We start from the raw sequence: 18,328 nt of genomic DNA, 5'->3' as shown, positions 1-18,328 counted from the left end.
AGTTGCGGCCTGTAGAAAGTCAGATGAGATGCGTGGTCCCGATTCGCGCCGCCCGGACTAAGGCCCCTGAAGTCACCGCGTCCACCTGAACTTTGTCAGGCAGGCCGAGTTCGGCCATCAGCACGAGGATCAACACGGCGAGCGTTGGTTGGTGAAGTGCGAACCACACGTCTTCAGGCACTTTGCGGTCTGACGGTTCGAGGCCATGAGCGAGGGCATTACGGGCTTTCGTAACATAGTCGGCCCACTTGGTCACGTCCGGGATAACCCGCTCGACGGCGCGACTTGAAGGGATTCTGGCGAGTGCTTCGCATCGCTTACGATAAGTAAGATGCGCCGGGTAAAGCCCTCGATGCAATGCCTCAAGCGCCCCGCAAACACCGAGCAGTTTCGTTTCGTGAAATATGCTCGTTTCGCGCTGGAGGCCAATGATGGATTGAATGCCATATACCGCGTTTGTGTTGAGGGCGTGCCAGGCCGGCAATAGCGTGGCTAGGTTTACATCGGCCAGATCGAATGTGATGTTCTGTCGCGTCCGAGCATCCAGAGGCTCGTCCGCGGCGACAGGCTGTGCACCCCACCAGTCGTACCAATCGGGCTCAGGGGTTGCGCTGGCGTCGAACGAGATTCGCCGAATCTCTGCGGGTCGATGCATGGCGAGAGTTACCAGATCGGACAGCTGTCGCGCTGCGGTGACGTGCTGCTGTGACGAGATCGGCTGGGCGCTATCAAGGCGTAGGTAGGTCTTGAACGTTGCGCGAATGCGCATTTCCGCGGTCTGGAACTCAGGTGCTGGACTAAATGAAGCCTCGGGCATTGTCGTCACATCGATGCCACCGAACTGGCCTGACCGCCTGTCGTTGAGCGTGACGGTAAACGCGTAGTCTGTGGAGCCGTCGGGCTTCGGGCTCTGTTCGGTAGCCGAGTGGTCAATGTCTCGGGATATGAATGTTAGATAGTCGATCTCAACCACCGATCGAGGAAACTTTGGTTCGTCGTCGTCGTTGATGTGCGAGTCTCCGATGAGTGCACCGAAGTTGACCTCGAATACCTGGCTCGCGTACTGGCTGCCGCCCCGCATAGAGACCTTGGATTCGGTGGGGTAAACGGTAAGTAGCGATATTTTGTGTCCGCCGGACTCTCCGTGGATAGTAAACGGCCCGTCTTCTGTGTGGAAGTCGATGAGCCGCTCATGCAGTTCGAGGCGTGGTTTGGGTGCCTCGCCGAGTATCAGCATTCCCGAGGCGATCTGGTCCGGGGCTGTAGGCAGCCACCACTTGCCGTGTAGGACCTGGCGTGCAGTCATCGTTACTGTTACCTCGCTCTCTCGACGAGAAGTGCATGTCCACTACATCGCTGCGATACGAAGATCGATACAGGACCACAGTGACCGGAAGAGGTGCCCGGCTAACGTTAGGCATCGACTACTTGTACATCTGCAGTTGCTGAGCCGGAGCGTGTGGTGCTTTATTGCAGAGGAAGACCTTCCGGCGCTGACTCAAAGACGGGAACGAGCTCGATGCCGCGCGCAATGCACTGCCCGTCTACGTCTCGCGGTGAACAGGGGCTCATCGCTCGACAGGGCCACCGGGTCGGTGAAAGCGCTCGGTGTTGCACGTAGAGTCGCCGAGCTTTCATCGAAGGTGGGCTGCTTGAACGAACTGCTCCATCGTGCGGCGCACCTTGATCAAATCCTCGTCTGAATCCAATCCAACACGGTCTTGGCGACCGCTTCAACTGCGGTTTCCCCAAGCGGCACGTATCTCCACTTTGTCCTCGATAAGCCGGGCCTCGACCATTCCCATTGATCCAGCACGGCGCTACGCATCACATGACCGGCGCAGGTGCATGGAGTCAACTGGCTTCGGGGCGGTCCCAGAGGTCCGCGATGGCGACTGCTTCGGGCAAGGTCCAAGTCGCCGCTTCATCAGCGAGCAGCTCTTCCCACGATGGTGCTCCGGCTTCCGCGCGGGCCGCGGCGTCGGAGCGGACTTTCAGTGCGAGCATGCCGACCCGCATGAGAACAGGAATGTTGAGGTGTCGCGCGGCGACTGCGGTTTCACCAACAATCGCCGCTGCAGTGGTCTGCGACAAGCTGACCGCTCCGGCTGCGGCGTGCGCGGCGAGCAGCATCTCCGTGCGTTTGGCCGCCGCGGGAGTCGCCAGCGATGGACTGCCCGTGGAACGGTACGCGCCGAGGTGCGTGTGCGTTCGGATGATGACCTCGGTCGCGAGCATCCCTAGGCCCGGCGTCAATATTCCGGAGCGAAGATTCAGCCCGTCGCCGGAGTTCGTCCCGGCGTAGGCGTCGTTGGCAAACTTCCGCAAGTCAGGGTTCGGCATATCGCAGAGAAGTGTCCAACCCGGCAGTGGCAAGTTCATCTTGGTGACAAAATCTGCTGCCCAGTGTTTCAACAGAAGCGCGACTGCGAGATGCCACTCGGGCGCTTGCGCGAACGGCAGACCGGAGCGAGTTGTCGCAACTGTTTCGAACATTCGCTGTCCGTCTTGCCACCAGGTTCCTTCGAAGGTTCCCGTACGGATCTGATCGAGGGCGCTGAAGAACCGGCCGATGTCATGGCCGGCCGACCGAACACGATGTGCCGGACCGCCGAATTTCGGGCCGGTGTAATCGATGGGAAGTCGGGCGGTCTCCTTCTCCCACCGGCGCAGCAGATCGGTCTTTTTCAACAAGGACAGACCGCCGAGTACGGCAGCGTCTACCTGGCTGTCGTAGAGGTTTCCGAGTGCGCCCATGAGTCCTGAGACACCCACGACGACCAGGTCGCCACGTTCCCACACAAACCTTTGAGCCGCCCGCCACTCATCGAGTTGCCGTAGCGCGATCGGGTCGAGGACGTCGGCAATGTCGGACTCGCCCCATCCCTCGACTTCGCGACGCTGTTGGTGGTGGGCCGTAAGGTCGGAATAGGTGAGGCCAGTCGAGGTGCTCACGATGTACTGTGTCGCCGCGTGGTCGATCGGCGTGTCCGAAAGCGCTGATGCGGCAATCATCTCGATGTCTTTGAGATCGCGCGTGAGTGCGTCCAGGTTGCCGACGTAGTCCTCATCCATCGGAGAGATCCTGTCGCTGGAGTTGCCGTCAGTGGTGCTCACGCTGCTTCCTCGAGATCGTCAGCGAGGACAGAGACCCCCTGGGCAAGGGTCTCAACCGTCTTCTTCTCGCCCTCGACTTCCTCGAGTTCGGCTAGCAAGGCCTGGAGTTCAGCATTCTCGGGTCCGGTGACCCGCTCCTTGAGCCGGTCAGCGACGCTCCGGATGCGGGTAACGCGGTCTTCGGCCAGCTGGCGTTGATCCCGCTCTACGTTCAACTCGGCCTGCTTCGTCTCCAATTGTGCGCGAAGGATTTCGATTCGCTCAGCGAGAGTCACGACCGTCTTGCCTAGGTTTGTCACGCGCTCGCGGAGACTGACAATGACGGCCTTTGCTGCCTCTTCGTTGCCGTCGACATCGCGCAGCACGAGCTGGGTCACGACGTGGAGTCGGATGGCGTCGGCTGCGATGCGAGCTGCCGTGAACCCGGCAGCCTTTCCGGCGAGCGTGGCTGCCCCGACCCCCGCGGCACCGCTGAAGCCGGTGATGAGCGCCGCACCACCGGCCATGCCGAGGCCACCAGCAGCGATGGAACCGCCGCCGATCGCGGCCAAGCCCGCCGAAGTAGCCACCGCGCCCGAATAGCCGAGGACAAGCGTTCCGTACGCTCCAGCAATTGCTGGAGCGGCGAGACCGCCGGTCAGGACGCCGAGTCCGAGGCCGGCACCGGCGAGGAGTGCGTATTTGGTCCAGTTGCTTGCCTTCGAAAGCTTCTTGATCGCGTCCTTGTATGCGGTTTCCACAGCAGGGAGGTCTTCAGGATGGAGTTGATCCATCGACCGATGGGCGGCGGTGAGAGCATCGGCACGGACAGCCTTCTCCCACTTGCCCTCCACCCACGGCTCGAACCCATACAGGTCGATCAGCAGAAGTAGAGCCCGTGACCGTCTCGCCACAACCGAAGAGATCTGTGGCCCAGCGGATTCGAGTGCTTCGAGATTCGGAGACTCACCGTCCGCAGCGATCTGGCGAACGACTTCTGCAACAGCGGGCGACCAGTCGTCCTGGTTGCGTTGCACGATGGCCGCAACGGCGTTGTCGCGAAAGGAGTTACGGGTCTCGCGCTTGGACGGAAGGTGCTTGCCTTTCGATGCGGCGATGTCGCGCTGCATCATCTGGTACTGCCACGCCGTGAGGATGAAGTCCTCATCGGGAGAGAGCACGAGCTTCTTCTGTACCTGCACCGCGTCCATCCGCGTGACATTAGCGATATTGCCCGACAACCACTGGCGGATCTGAACGAACCCGGCAACGAAATCAAGCCCGCCGCAGTCGAAGCCATGCTCGCCGGCGCTGGCACCCGACCGCGATACGCAGGACCGGTGCATCGCCCGGCTCCGTGCGATCCGACGCGCTGCTCTTGCCGTCCGCCGTCTGTCACTCCCGCAGCAGAAACCGGATCGAGATCCCCCTCTAGCCCCACTACCACACACTTGCAAGCCACACCAATCATCGACACCCTCAAACCTTCCGCACTTCATGTCCGTTCCGGGTTTGTTGGCGCGTGGGATGGGCACCGAGGTGCGGTGCGCCAATTTGAATTGGATGGTTCCGTCCAGGTTTAGTTGGCGGACAGCCCCGGCCCGGTCGGCCCCACGCTCAGCCCAGGAACGCGTCGCCCGTCGCCCCGAGGCGTGCCGTGGCCGTCGCCACCGTCGCCAGCCGACCGTAGTCCAGCGTCTCCGGCACGTCCGACGCCCGGTGGTAGTGCGCGTTGCGGAAGTTGGCTGTGCCCGTGAGCATCAGCGCCGGGATCCGCCGGTTCCAGTAGGCCGCGTGGTCGCTGCGGCCCAGGTGGCCCAGGGCCGGGACGGCGAGGCCGATCGCCGCGCCCAGCGGTCCGTCCGGGCGGGGGTCGCGCAGCAGGACGGCCGGGAGCGCGGGGGCGGCCCGCGCCGCCGCTGCACGCCAGAGTTCCGCAGCGCGCTGCGAGGAGCGCCGGTGCACCACCAGTGTGAAGGCGCCGCGGTGCCCGGCCTCCCGTACCTGTGCGACCGCCGGGCCGAAGGCCAGCCCCGCGCCCTTCGGCAGCCGCTGAGTCCCCGGCGCGTCGGCGAAGTAGCCGACGGACTCCAGGCAGACCATGCCCGCGACGGGCCGTGAGCGGGTCGGCCTACGGGCCGCCGCGCGGGCCCCGACCAGGCCGACCTCCTCATGGTCGAAGACCATCAGGGTCACCGCAGGCCGCTCGGGGCGGGCCGCGAGCAGCCGGGCCACCTCCAGAACGACCGCAACGCCCGAGGCGTTGTCGTCGGCGCCCGGCGAGCCGTAAACCGTGTCCAGATGGGCACCGATCACCACGGTCGGCCCGGGGGCGGTGCCCGCAGTTCCGCGCGCAGGTTCACGCCGGTCAGACGCGGGTGAACGCGGACCTTCAGGGGCAGGGCCCGGTACCCGTGCCGGTCCGTGCAGCCGACCGCCCAGCGGGCGGCGAACGGCTCGCGCTGCACCTGCCAGCCGGCGCTGGCCAGTTCGCTCGCCACGTACTTTTCTGCCAGAACCATCGCCTCCGGCGCGTGCCGGCGGCTGCGCGGCCCGGCGGCAAGCACCTGGACGTCGTGCCGCAACCGGGCGGGGTCGGCGGGTCCTACGTCCTCAGCCATGTCCGCAGTGTAGGCACGGCGACCGCCGCGCCCGTGTCAGCCCGTGCTGGGCCCGGCCCTACACTCGGTGGCGGCCCAGGCCTCCCCGTACATATCGGCCGGCTCCAGACATATCGGCCAGCTCCAGCGAGTCCCAGCGCGCCGTATACCGAGACCGAGCCACCGACCGGGCGGTTGAAGGCGAACTTCGCTAGCCGTAACGGCGCGTCGCGCTCGGGGCGCGCCAACGCACGCCCGTCAGCGAGCGACGGGACCCACCCGTAACCCCACGTGCCAACTAAAACCAGACAACGCCACCTAGGTGCCAACTAAAACTGGACTGCGCCAACTACATCTGGACACGTCACCACCAAGGCTTCTCACCTCACCCACCCGACTTAACACACTCCAGCAAGCAGACCTCTTGCACCAAGGATAACGATTCGATAACTACCAGGGGTTTTGGTGGATTTGATACTAATGAGATGGGTCCGACGCCTGGACTAATTCGACGCCGAGGTGCTTGCTGGAGGTATGACCGCGACGATTCATAAAGTCGTGGCAGGCAATGGGTATCAATATTATCTCCGCAATGTCGCCGCGAACGATGTCACTTCCCGAGGCCGCTCCAGCCTCGCCGACTACTACTCCGCACAAGGCGAGACACCGGGCCGCTGGCACGGCTCCGGGTTGGCCGGCCTGGACATCCATCCTGGTGAAGAGGTCACCGAGGAACAGATGAAGTCCCTGTTCGGACTGGGCCGCCATCCGAACGCCGAGGCGATCGAAGACCGCGTCTACAACGAGCAGATGGAACTCGGCGCCAAGCACAAGGACGCTACCCGAGCCGCCGACAAAGCGACCCGTTTGGGTCATCCATTCCCGCTCTATGCCGATGTTTCCGAGTTCCGGAAACGGTGCGCCAAGGCGTTAGAGCAACATAATATCGCGCACGATCTACCTCCTGTCGATGCTATTTCCGATGCGGATCGGGCGCAGATCCGCACCGATGTCGCGTCGGAAATGTTCACCGAAACCTACGGCCGGGCACCGGTTGATGCGCGTGAACTGTCGGGGTGGGTGGCCAAGAACTCGCGCCCGCACACCACCGCGGTCGCCGGTTTCGACATCACCTTCTCACCGGTCAAGTCAGTCTCGGCGCTGTGGGCGGTGGCACCACGGGCGGTGTCCGAGCAGATCGAGGCCGCACACCACGCGGCCATCTCCGACGCATTGCGCTGGCTCGAGCAGCATGCGGTCTTCACCCGGTTGGGTCGCCACGGGGTCCGGCAGGTCGACGTCGAAGGGATCGTCGCGGCCGTCTTTTCTCACCGCGACAGCCGCGCAGGTGACCCGGACCTGCACACCCACGTGCTGATCGCCAACCGCGTACGCACCCTGGACGGCAAGTGGCGCACCCTCCACGGAACCCAGATCTACCGCGCGATGGTGACGGTCTCGGAGATCTACAACACTCGCCTCGAACATCACCTCGAACGAACCGTCGGCGTCGAGTTCACCGAACGCCCCGGCCAAGACCCCGCCAAACGCCCGATTCGGGAAATCGTCGGCATCCCAGCACCGTTGATCACCGCCTGGTCGCGTCGCGACACCGCGATCACCAGCCGCCTCGGCGAGCTGACCGCGCAGTTCCAAACTCTCCACGGACGCGAACCAACACCAGGAGAAGTGTTCGATCTCGCCGAGCGTGCCACCCTCGAAACCCGCCCCGCCAAACACCTCCCGCACTCCCTTGCCGAGCAGCGAAATACCTGGCGCGCTGAAGCCGAGCGACTGCTCGGAGGTCGAAAGGCGTTGGCACGCATGGTCCATGCGACGTTGAATCCGCTCCGTGTGTCTCGCCCGCAGATCACCGAGCACTGGATCACCCGCGCCGCCGAGCACGTCATCGACGTCGTATCCGTACACCGCACCACCTGGACGACCACCAATCTGCGCGCCGAAATCGAACGCCAACTCCGCGGTCACGTCGCCGGCGAAGTCTGGGAACACGTCGCCGAAGCGGTACTCGCCGAGACCATCTCCCCCACCCACGCCATCGCCCAACAGGATCCGGATCTGACCGACGAGCCCGAACTCCGCGCTGTACCGATCGTGTTGCAGCGCCGCGACGGCACTAGCGTCTACACCTCACCGGACCGCCAGCTCTACACCTCGACGCGCATCCTGTCGGTCGAGCAGCAGCTGATCGATCTCTCGATCCAGCCCGGCGCCCGCCAACTCCCCGCACAAACCATCGCCGCCGCCGTCGCCAACTACAACGCCACACACCCGGATCAGCCACTCAACGCCGGACAAGTCAGCGTGATCGAAGGCTTCGCCACCTCGAATCTGCGCGTCCGCACCACCAACGCACCCGCCGGTTCCGGCAAGACCACCGCGATGTCAGTACTGGCCAACGCGTGGACGGCCAGCGGCGGCCAAGTCCTCGGCCTCGCCCCGACCGCAGCCGCAGCGGCGGTACTCGGCGAGTCGATCAACCAGCGAGTCGAGACCGTCGACAAGGTCCTCGACGTCCTGCACCGGCACACACCCGCACCGAACAACCCCTATCTCGACCGCGAGTATCCACCGACGTTGCCGCAATGGGTCCTCGATATCAACCCGGACACGTTGGTGATCGTCGACGAGCACACCAAAATCGGGAACCGCAAACGCCTTCGCCTGCTCCGATATCTGGCCGATCGCGGCGCGACAATCCGCTGTATCGGCGACCCGCACCAGCTCGCATCGATCGAAGCCGGCGGCGCCGACATCGACATGAACGCTGCTCCCGACGCCACACTGACCCTGACCCACGTCGTCCGGTTCGCCTCCAGCGCCGAAGCGACCGCGAGTCTGCAGCTGCGCGAAGGAGATCCGACCGCACTGGGCTGGTATCTGGACAACGGCCGCATTCACAGCGGGCACGAAGGCGCGGTCCACGATGACGCGTTCATCGCGTGGACCGCGGATCATCTCGCGGGCCGCGACACAATCATGTTGGCCTCCACTCATGACGTGGTAACCGAACTCAACGCGCGCGCACGCGCCGATCGCCTCGCTCGCATTGGTGCCCCGGTGGGCGCGCAATCGGTGCTCTGCGACGGCTTAGCGGCCTCGGTCGGTGACACCATCCGCACCCGCCGCAACAATCCGCGACTGCGTTTAGGCGCAAACGACTGGGTCCGCAACGGCTACACCTGGACCGTCACCGCCGTCCACAACGACGGCAGCCTCACCGCCACCCACCACACACCCGGCCGAAAACCAGGCCACAGTGTGCGACTGCCCGCCGACTATGTAAGCGAACATGTGCGCCTCGGGTACGCGACAACGATCGATTCCGCGCAAGGAATCACCGCCGAAACCTGCCACGTCGCACTCACCGGAACTGAATCACTGCAACAGCTTTACGTCGCACTCACCCGCGGAATCTACGCCAACCACGTCTACGTCCCGACCGCCTTAAACGGTTCAGAAGGCTCGTTCTGGTCCGAACCCGCAGCGAATCCACGCACCGCCGTCGAGGTCCTGCTGCGAGTCTTCGGCCGCGATGGTGCACAAAAGTCGGCGCACTCGATGCTGCGTGACGCGCTCAATCCGCACCAGCGCATCGGCCGCGCGCTCGATATCTACCTCGATTCGATCGGCATCGCCGCCGAAAACGCCCTCGGTCCCGAAGGTCTCGAGCGCCTCGACGCTGACGCCGAGACGATGCTCGCGCACCTCACCGACTGCCCCGCCTACCCCATCCTGCGCCAACACCTAGCGGTGATCGCGCTCTCAGGACGCGACCCGATCACCGAGTTGCGCGCCGCGATCGACGCACGCGAACTCGACACCGCCGACGATGTTGCCGCCGTCCTGGACTGGCGCCTGGACCCAACCGGCACCCACTCCACCGGCCACGGACCACTCCCCTGGGCCGCCGGAATCCCCGACGGCCTGGACGCCGAACATGACACCACCCAGCTCGCCGCCCGCGCCCGCATCGTCACCGACCTCGCCAACCAGATCCGCGCCGACGCCGCGGCGTGGACACCAGCGACGGCTCCGCCGTGGGCGCGCGCTTTCCCCGGCACGGATCGACAACTCGTACAAGAACTCGCAGTCTGGCGAGCTTCGCTGCACGTAGACGACCGAGATCAACGGCCCACCGGACCACCACGGCACACCGTTCTCGAACGAGAACACCAGCGGCTCCTCGAATCCCACATCAGTGATGTCCTCGGTGACCCACGCCTGCCGGCCAACACGTGGGCACCTGTCGTGCAACAGATCGCACCACGGGTCGTCACCGACCCGTGGTGGCCGAGCATCGCCGCCAAGATCGAGACCGCTCACCTCGCCGGAATCGACATCCAAACCCGACTCGCCAACGCCGCCGACACCCGCCCACTACCCGATGAGATGCCTGCCGCCGCACTGTGGTCCCGGCTTGAGATTGACCACTCAGCCCTGGACATACTCAACGGCGAGCACACCAGTGATTCTCTATCTGAGCCGCACGACACCACGGTCACGCCAGCCGATCGGGTCGCGAAGAATCCGCTGATCGTGCTCCCCGACGCTCAACTCCGACAACAGATTACAGACCTCGAACTGCGTATCGCCTTCGCGGACACCGACGAAATCCTTTACGGCCCAGCTCCCGAACTTCAGGACAACGACGATTCCGTCCACACCAGCGCAGTACGAAGTGGGTTCGCTCCCTCCGCCGGCACCTCAGTGCTCGTCGCCGACTACCAGCGGCAGATCGATGAACTACGCACGGAGCAACAGCGACGCGCCACTCTCTCCGAGGCGCAGCAAGCCATAGAGCAACAGTTGCAGCGTGGTTTGAGCACCGACGAAGACAACGAGTTCGACGTCGACGACGATCTGATCACGCGACAACCCGACATCGACCTAGAACTTTGACGCAACAGGACGGGCACGACCAGCTTCATCGGTGCGGGTTTCTGACCATCGTGACCTGCTCAGGTGGGAATTCAGAGCGATCGTCGACCACCCGAGTACCGATCCAGGGACACCTCCCCGGAATCCACCCATCATGAGCACTGATCTTTCCATCGACCAACCGAACCAAGCCCGAACAGAACCGCGACGGGCAGGCAACCGAAACCAGGGCTTGCGATGCCGGATCGAATGCTCCGACCCCGCAATGCGACAACTTGATCCATGGACCACACGCGCAATCAGACTTCGACATCAGGCACACCCTCTGCTCGTTCGTCGAGAACCATCCGACCGTTGTCGACCAACGTATTGCGGGCACGTCGGCGCACCCGGCATCGGTCCACAGAGCATTCGAGGTGCACCTGCATCGCCTTATGCGCCTGCGCAGTGGTCATCGGACCCGGATCCGCACCGCACGACCACACCGGCGCATGTAGGTAGTCGACGACGGGCAGTTCGCTGGTCGGGCAACCAACGTCACGAGCGAAGCGTCTTTCGCGTTCGAGCCGCTCCCTGATCCGATCAACCGTGAGCTTGCTGTCAGGCATTTCTCTCATCCCTTTCGTGCGGGATCCGGCGACGGCCTCGGCCTGGGCGCGCCCAGCAGGGTTGACGCTCCTGCCGAGACGGGCCGCCGCCGGCGCATCCCGCATTTGCAATCAGACGGCCCGATGCCTATGCAGTACTTCTTTCACTGCGTCGGTGACTGGTGGCTCTTCAGCCAAGCTGGTCCAGGTGTAGGCGTCGTGTTCGGTGAGCTCGACCGGTTCGGGATCAACTACGTCGACGGTGAAGTTGAACTGCCGGCTCTTCTTGCCACTCCCGGATTGATAGTCGAACTCGCCCAGGTACTTTCGGACTCCCGCGATGTCGAGTCCGGTTTCCTCTTTCACCTCACGGACGAGGGCTTGATCGAGCGTTTCGCCTGGATCGACCTTGCCGCTGGGCAGCTCCCAGATACCGCCCATGAAATCGTCGGCTGGTCGTTGCAGCAGCAAGACTTTGCCGTCGTGCGCAACGACCGCGCCGACGACGAGCTGTTGTACCTGGTCGCGTTCGGCATCGCTGGTCAGAGTCTCCAGCAGCGTGGTTTCGATCATCAATCCTTATCCCTTCAACTCGGTGTGGTGTTCGGCGACTTTGCGGATGGCTTCGATGTAGCAGTCCACGATCCACAGATCTTGTTCCTCGTGCCAGACCGGCAGTTTGAGTGTCGCGTGGTGGATCTCCTCCGCCCGCGGGTAGTCGCCCGCCGCGTAGGCCAGTTTCCCTGTGAATGCCGGGAACAGCGGTCCTGGCTCCTGAAACAGCGGTAGCTGGTTCAGCGGACACGTGGAACCTGGACGATCGATCTCGGCACACCCTTCGGCCAGCAGCGCCTCATGGAAACGTTCGACCGGCAAATCATTGAAGGAGTCAGCGTCGTACTGCATTGTCAGCCCATACCAGGACGACTGAACGCCTAGTTCGGCCCGCGGAATCGTCACGCCTGGCAACTCGTCGAGCTCGTCGGCGATGTATGCAGCGATACGCTGACGACCATCGAGGTACTCGCCCAGACGCGAAAGTTGTTCCAGCGCAACCGCAGCGGCCAGCGGATGGATGCGATGCTTGAGGCCCATGCCGGTGACGGCATACCGGTACAGTTCGCTGTCAGAAGGGATCTCGCTACGGCAGCGCTTGTTATATTGCCCGTGGAGCAGGACTCGGTGATACACCTCGTCGTCATCGGTCAGCACGAAGCCACCTTCGCCCGCGGACAAAGGCTTGGGTCCGTTCATGCTGAACGCAGCAGCACGCCCGAACGTACCGACCTTCCTGCCGGCGACGCTCGCCCCATGAGCGTGAGACGCGTCCTCGAACAGTTGCAGACTATAGGTATCGGCGAGCTGTTTCAGGCTCTGGATTTGAGCGGGCATGCCCCACATGTGCGTGACCACAATGGCTTTGGTTCGGTCGGTGATCCGTCGCGGTACGTCGTGCGGATCGAGATTGCCCCTGGCGTCGCAGTCGGCCAACACCGGTGTCGCACCGAGGTGCAGCAGCGGGGTTGCCGTGGCGAAGAAGGTGTAGGCGGGCACGATGACCTCGTCACCCGGCCCGATCCCGCACGCGGCGTACATCGAGTACAGGGCGGCCGTGCCGGAGCTGGTGAGGACGGCATAACGTACGCCGAAGTAGCGCTGTAATGCATCTTCCAGCTCGGCGATCACGCTGGAGCGGTTGTAGATGGAGAAGCCATCCCATAGTTGATAGAGCACCGCGCCAGCGGTGGCCTCCGTCAGCGGCGGCCACAAAAAGTGCGGAGCCGCTTTACTAATGACCGGTGTGCCGCCGAGAAGAGCCAATGAAGATGTCACAGCAACTCCTGTGGGTTGATGGAAGTGCGGGTACGCGCGGCCTCGTAGCAGGCCGCGACGAAAGCCATGTGGGCCAGGTTGTCGGCAGGACTGCTGAGGTTCGGTCGAGTGCCATCGATGACGCGGTGGAAGTAGTCGATCTGGCAGGCCGCGGCCGATGGCCAGGCTTGCTCGCGCCGTAGTGATTCGATGACCTCACCGCCGTTGGTCAGCCGGCGAATGCACCCGCGTTCCAGATGGACGATGCCGTCGGAGCCGATCAGCCGGATCTCCTCGGCTTTGGGACCGACGAAACGCGATAGCAGCAGCGATCCGTATAGGCCTGTGTCGTAGGAGAAGTGAACGAGCGCAGTGTCTTCGGCGTCATAGTTACGATCCGGCCGAGCACTGATCGATAGGTCAGCGGTGATGCTGTCCGGTAGACCGAAATACCAGAGAAGCAGGTCGATCAGGTGGTAGCCCATATCGATCACGCAGCCACCTCCGGCCTTGGCCGTGACGCCACGCCAGCCATCGGAAGGGTCTTCAACGTGCACGGTGTAGCGAGCGTCTACCAGGAACGGTGTACCGATCTGGTCTGCGAGCTGGGTAAAGCTGCTGTAGATCGGGTTGAAGCGGCGCTGCAGCGTGACCATCAGCTGGATGCCGGACTGTTCACACAGGTCGGCAAGTTCGACGGCCTCGACCAAACCCGTAGCGAACGGCTTCTCCTTCAGGACGTGAACCCCATGTTCCGCGGCGGCTTCGATCACACTTCGCCCGACATCGTGCGGAACGCAAACGATGACGAAGTCGAGCCGCTCAGCGTTCAACATCTCCCGGAAATCGGTGTAGCCCGACACCTGGTACCGCTGCTTCTGTTCGACAACGATCCCCGGATTCTCATCACAGACGGCGACAAGCTCAGCGGTACTGGACGCGAGCAACCCTGGCAGATGATCATCCACCGCCTGGTGACCGAGACCAACGACACCAGCTCGAAGCATCGATCGGCCTTGGGTGGCGAGTCTGCTTGTGCGCCAGGATGGTTCGATCGTCGGCGCGCTGACGCAGGGCGCTAGTGAACTGCCGATAGTGCCCCGAAGTGATTCGCACGATCTCATGGGATCCCCCAGATTGGTGAGTCGGTGCTCGTGATGGTCAGCTTCTAGATTCGTCGTCAACGAGGTCCAGCAAGAGGGCAAGTTACGGGGCAGAACACCGTCCGTCCGCTCCATACGAGTGCCGCTGGATAAACTGAGCTGACCGGTTACTCGGCAAGGGGGCACATGCCACCGAACGTGCATCTACAACGGCGACGCGAGGCGACACCGTCAAGGGTTGAGCCTCGGCGAGCGATGTGCCGTGCCGAACTGGCGGAAGCGGTCAACAGCTACCTGTGGCGCACTCACCGGCAGCGCTGCGATCTAGACGCCCGCACTATCGCTCGCTACGAGCGCGGCGTGGTCCGATGGCCGAACGAGCGATACCGCGAGGCATTCCGCGCCGTTCTCAGCGCAACCGATAGCGAACTCGGGTTCATCCCCTCCCGTCAGCGACGGGAAGACACCCAATCTCCTGATGGAACGCTTGCGGTGAATCTGTTCAGCCCGTTCGATCCGGGCGTCATCCCTGCCACCTATCTCGGATCGAGCACAACGGACGACAAGCCGGTCAGCCGTGTGGGCTGGACGGATGTGGACCAAGTGCAGACCGCCACGCGGGAGGCTGCTCAGGCCGAGAATCTGCATGGTGGTGGCTCAGCCAGCCTCACCGCAGGCGCACAGGTCACCCGGTTCGTCCGGCTGCTCGACGGGCATTCCGCACCGGCCACTCGGCGTGCGCTGCTCGAAGCAATCGGGAACCTGAGCAGCGTCGCCGGTTACGCCGCCTTCGACATCGGCGACTACCCGGTGGCCGAGCGCAGGTTCCGACTAGCGCTGTGGTGTGCCGACAACGCCGGCTCCTGGGAATTACGCGCGAGCACGTTGGCGGATATGGCGCGAAAAATGGCCTACATCGGCAACACCGACGGTGCGCTGTCATTGATCGAACTCGCCCAGGTCCGGTCAGACCGACTGTCCGCCACCGCCCGCGCGATGCTCAGCGCACTGCGCGCCCAGTTCCTTGCCGCAACGGGACGAACACAAGAGGCTCTCACCGAAGTCGCCAGGTCTGACGAGCATTTCGCCAACCGCACACCCGCCACCGATGCTCCCTGGCTGTGCTACTACGACACTGCCGAACACCTCGGCAGCACCGGGAAGGCATTGATGCCCGTCGCGAAAGCACGGCAGCGAATCGACCTGGCAGCACCAAGGATCCGTGAAGCCGTCGCGCTCCAAGGAACCCAGTATCCGCGGTCGCGAACCTTCTCGCTTACTCGATTAGCCACGCTGACAATGCAATTGGATGATCCGAGAGAAGCCGCTGTCATCGGCCTGCAAGCTACCCAGCAAGCCACCGCCTTTCGCTCACAGCGCATCCAGAACGAACTCCGCACGCTGGCGGCAGCAGCAGCACCTCGGCGCCGGATGACGGAAGTCGCGGAACTGCGGTACGCCATTGCCAGCAGCGCACCAACAGGTTCGGATCAATGAGTTCGCCACGCTCGCACACCTCGGCAGACGAGGTGTTGGCCAAAGCTGCCGAAGTCAGCGGCGTCGATCTGCGTGGTGCCGAAGTAATTCGAGACGGATCACATGCGATCTACCGGTTGGCCGATAACATCGTCGCCCGGATCGGACAACCAGGCAGCATCGATGACGCCAAACGTGAATTGCGAGTCTCCCAGTGGCTCAACGATTCCGGGATACCGACGGTCGAGGCCGAAACCTCACTGACGCAACCGGTCGTCGTCGACGACCGCCCCGTCACATGGTGGCGTTTGATCCCTGACCACCGTCCGTCGACGCCAGGCGAGCTGGGCGCAATGCTGCGAGCGCTGCACGAGTTGCCACCCCCAACCGAATTCGAACTCCCCGCCTACGACCCCTTCACCGGGCTCGAGGAACGCATCGACACCGCAGACATGCTCGACCGGGACGATCGAACGTGGCTGCTCCAGCACTACGCCCGACTACGCGCCCAGTACTATTCTTTGCCAAACACCCTTTCTCCCTGCGTGATTCACGGCGATGCCTGGCAAGGCAACCTGGTAGTGCCACCCTCGGGCATCCCGACAGTGCTCGACCTCGACAAGATGTCGATCGGCCGGCGCGAATGGGACCTCACCCAACTAGGTGTGGACTATACCGATTTCAGCCGCGTGCCCTACGACGACTATCAGTCTTTCGTCACCGCGTACGGCGGCGATGACGTCACCGAGTGGCCAGGATTCCGAATCCTCGCCGACATCCAAGAGCTGCGGTGGGTCGCGTTCGCCGTTGCCCAATCAGCGGGCAACGGCAATGCAGCTCGACAAGCCAAGCACCGGATCGCGTGCCTACGCGGGCAGGTTCCGCGGCCGTGGCAATGGGAGGCGTTGTAGCGAAGGGCCGCCGCGTGGGCACGCAGGCCGGGAAGTTCACGCCCAGCTTGTGAACGGGGACCGCATGCTGCACAAGCTATTGGACGCCAATCCCTTCGAAGTTTCCGCCTAAATTGTTGACCTGGACGGCGGGATAATCGGGAAAGTCTGCTGGGTGAGGGGTGCGCGTGATCCTAGTCCTCATACCACCCCAAGACCATTTGCAGAAATTGATCCATGATTGAGCGCCTACCGGCCAGATTGCCCGGATGCTGCCGACCAAAGATTGGACCGGGTTCGCTCATCACTGCGGAAAGTTGCCCCGGTCACAACAAGGTTATCGATCGCGCAGTCCAATTCCCCTCTGGTTCGACTGAGGTAGTCGAGCTCCCCGCATCTTCCGCCAAACAATCGCGGCGACAGCGGTGATTCTACCACCCAGCCCTGCAGTGGTGGCTGACGCGGAGGCTAGTTCCAGCGCAGCCATTACGCTCATCAGGACGATCACGACGCAACTGGACAAAGTCAGCATCAAAGCCTTGGCCCGACGCGTGCGATCGTCACATCCCAACACCTTGTCGACCAACTCCGAAAGACCGAGTTCATTCTCTGGCTGGCGACTTTGACGCTTGGTCATGCTTCGACTCGCGTATCCGGCGAACCGTCTGTCCCGGCAGACGTCGTTAGCTTCGCATACCCTCCTAGTCCCCGAAAGACAAGCGCTGGCTGCCCCCAAGAGCGTTCTGAAGTTGGGACGCCAGTGTCTACTACACGGTCGAAGGCCGAATCTGTGTCCGGATCGGGCCGGGTGCCGAGACGGAATCGTTCATCGACCATCCCGAAAATCGGATCCCGGAGCTTTTCAATGATCGCTGGCACCGGCGGACCGTCAAAGACCTCAATATGTAGAAGACTCGCACCGTTTCCCGTCCATGTGTCGAAGCCAAATGCACCAGATATCAATCCAATGCGGCGCAGAAACGCGCTGCCCAGCGACACGGGGCCACACACCCATCGTTGGTGGTCGAGCCCCTCTCGCTCGCCAGCACTCATTTCAGGCGAGTGTCGCAGCAGTGGGTCGATGAAAGCGTATTCGGTGTCGCGGTCACCTTCGATCGTTCCCCAGATCTGGTTCCATCGCTTTATGCCGATTCCCCTAAGCACCGCTACGGCATCGGTCAGCCTGCTGTTGTCGCTGAGAAGGCGAACCACCGTGTGCCGCCTCCCTGGACAGAACCGAATACCCGGCACACCGCTTCCGCTGTCGCTGGGCTCAAGTGGCGGCAGCAGAGCACGGACGAAATTCAGGGCGGCATAGTCGGTCAGGTCGATCATCAGTGCGTCGGATCGAGGACTAACGGACCGGACAGCACGGAAGTCGGGATATGAATCGCCCCATCCTCGAAAGCTTTCTCTCACGGCCAGCAGCAGAGACGTGTCCAAAATCTCTTGGTCGTGTGAGTGAGCCGGCGGGATCATCCGACAGCGTTGAGATGTCTCGCTGCTATGCACATACGGTATTAGACCTCGCACTTCACTCCGGCATTCGCCAGTAAACAAGCGGCGGGTCTGGATTAGTTCGTCAAGGCGGCTACCCACAGCTGCGTCCTCTCAACCACCGCCCGGCTCGGCGATAAGAACGAAAGACTATGGAAGTACATGACATTCATACATGCCGCCTCAGCGACGATTCGCGGGAGCCCAGTCGGCTCAGCAGTGGCATCTGTCGTTCATCTGGCCGGGGAACGACGCCATCGTTGCCTCCGCGAAGGCGCCTCTAATCATAGCACCTGATTTCGTGTCCGCAACTGCGATCTCCAAAACCTTTGAGCCACAGCCATTTCTAACCAAACCAGAACATG

At 62.9% G+C, this 18,328-nt stretch carries 13 protein-coding genes; 3 read left to right on the top strand and 10 right to left on the bottom strand.

Translation table 11 applies throughout. The annotated features are described in order from the left end of the window. Positions 1 to 19: 19 nt before the first annotated feature. From ABZ942_RS35130 to ABZ942_RS35110, 5 genes are all read right to left on the bottom strand, one after another. The gene (locus ABZ942_RS35130) at positions 20 to 1,306 is read right to left on the bottom strand and encodes a HEPN domain-containing protein (RefSeq protein WP_357389763.1); all 1,287 of its coding nucleotides are present in this window, start codon (positions 1,304 to 1,306) and stop codon (positions 20 to 22) included. A gap of 548 nt (positions 1,307 to 1,854) precedes the next feature. Then, on the bottom strand, positions 1,855 to 3,117 hold the full coding sequence (locus ABZ942_RS35125; RefSeq protein ID WP_357389761.1) for a hypothetical protein: 1,263 nt from the start codon (positions 3,115 to 3,117) through the stop codon (positions 1,855 to 1,857). After that, positions 3,114 to 4,442 carry a hypothetical protein gene (locus ABZ942_RS35120; RefSeq protein ID WP_357389758.1) on the bottom strand — a complete coding sequence of 443 codons (1,329 nt, stop codon included), beginning with the start codon at positions 4,440 to 4,442 and terminating at the stop codon, positions 3,114 to 3,116. Before ABZ942_RS35120 ends, ABZ942_RS35125 begins: the two co-directional genes overlap by 4 nt. A gap of 271 nt (positions 4,443 to 4,713) precedes the next feature. Continuing rightward, entirely contained in the window at positions 4,714 to 5,412 is a 699-nt protein-coding gene (locus ABZ942_RS35115) for a M28 family peptidase (protein WP_357389756.1), read from the bottom strand. Continuing rightward, the gene (locus tag ABZ942_RS35110; RefSeq protein ID WP_357389754.1) at positions 5,409 to 5,717 is read right to left on the bottom strand and encodes a hypothetical protein; all 309 of its coding nucleotides are present in this window, start codon (positions 5,715 to 5,717) and stop codon (positions 5,409 to 5,411) included. Before ABZ942_RS35110 ends, ABZ942_RS35115 begins: the two co-directional genes overlap by 4 nt. Before the next feature lie 513 nt (positions 5,718 to 6,230). Between ABZ942_RS35110 and mobF the strand changes: the two genes are divergently transcribed. Beyond that, positions 6,231 to 10,619, top strand: coding sequence for a MobF family relaxase (gene mobF, locus ABZ942_RS35105; RefSeq protein ID WP_357389752.1), 4,389 nt, complete (start codon positions 6,231 to 6,233; stop codon positions 10,617 to 10,619). A gap of 278 nt (positions 10,620 to 10,897) precedes the next feature. On the opposite strand, the gene ABZ942_RS35100 is transcribed toward mobF, so the two are convergent. From ABZ942_RS35100 to ABZ942_RS35085, 4 genes are all read right to left on the bottom strand, one after another. Next, on the bottom strand, positions 10,898 to 11,206 hold the full coding sequence (locus ABZ942_RS35100; RefSeq protein ID WP_357389750.1) for a hypothetical protein: 309 nt from the start codon (positions 11,204 to 11,206) through the stop codon (positions 10,898 to 10,900). A 111-nt stretch (positions 11,207 to 11,317) separates the two neighbouring features. Continuing rightward, the gene (locus ABZ942_RS35095) at positions 11,318 to 11,758 is read right to left on the bottom strand and encodes an NUDIX domain-containing protein (protein WP_357389748.1); all 441 of its coding nucleotides are present in this window, start codon (positions 11,756 to 11,758) and stop codon (positions 11,318 to 11,320) included. Positions 11,759 to 11,764: 6 nt separating this feature from the next. After that, positions 11,765 to 13,018, bottom strand: coding sequence for a DegT/DnrJ/EryC1/StrS family aminotransferase (locus ABZ942_RS35090; protein ID WP_357389746.1), 1,254 nt, complete (start codon positions 13,016 to 13,018; stop codon positions 11,765 to 11,767). After that, on the bottom strand, positions 13,015 to 14,235 hold the full coding sequence (locus ABZ942_RS35085; protein ID WP_357389744.1) for a Gfo/Idh/MocA family oxidoreductase: 1,221 nt from the start codon (positions 14,233 to 14,235) through the stop codon (positions 13,015 to 13,017). The genes ABZ942_RS35090 and ABZ942_RS35085 overlap by 4 nt, the downstream gene beginning before the upstream one ends. A 357-nt stretch (positions 14,236 to 14,592) precedes the next feature. On the opposite strand from ABZ942_RS35085, the gene ABZ942_RS35080 reads away from it, so the two are divergent. Then, positions 14,593 to 15,597 (top strand): XRE family transcriptional regulator, encoded by a 1,005-nt coding sequence (locus ABZ942_RS35080; protein WP_357389742.1) that lies wholly within the window; start codon positions 14,593 to 14,595, stop codon positions 15,595 to 15,597. Further along, on the top strand, positions 15,594 to 16,487 hold the full coding sequence (locus ABZ942_RS35075; protein WP_357389740.1) for an aminoglycoside phosphotransferase family protein: 894 nt from the start codon (positions 15,594 to 15,596) through the stop codon (positions 16,485 to 16,487). Before ABZ942_RS35080 ends, ABZ942_RS35075 begins: the two co-directional genes overlap by 4 nt. Positions 16,488 to 17,099: 612 nt before the next feature. Here the strand turns inward: ABZ942_RS35075 and ABZ942_RS35070 are convergent. Further along, positions 17,100 to 17,801, bottom strand: a complete 702-nt coding sequence (locus ABZ942_RS35070; protein ID WP_357389738.1) for a hypothetical protein — start codon at positions 17,799 to 17,801, stop codon at positions 17,100 to 17,102. Between the last annotated feature and the right edge of the window lie 527 nt (positions 17,802 to 18,328).

Origin of the sequence: Nocardia sp. NPDC046473 (assembly GCF_040645995.1) — a bacterium.
GTDB lineage: Bacteria > Actinomycetota > Actinomycetes > Mycobacteriales > Mycobacteriaceae > Nocardia.
Note: the sequence above shows the minus strand (reverse complement) of the source record. Positions and strands in the feature narration are given on the sequence as shown.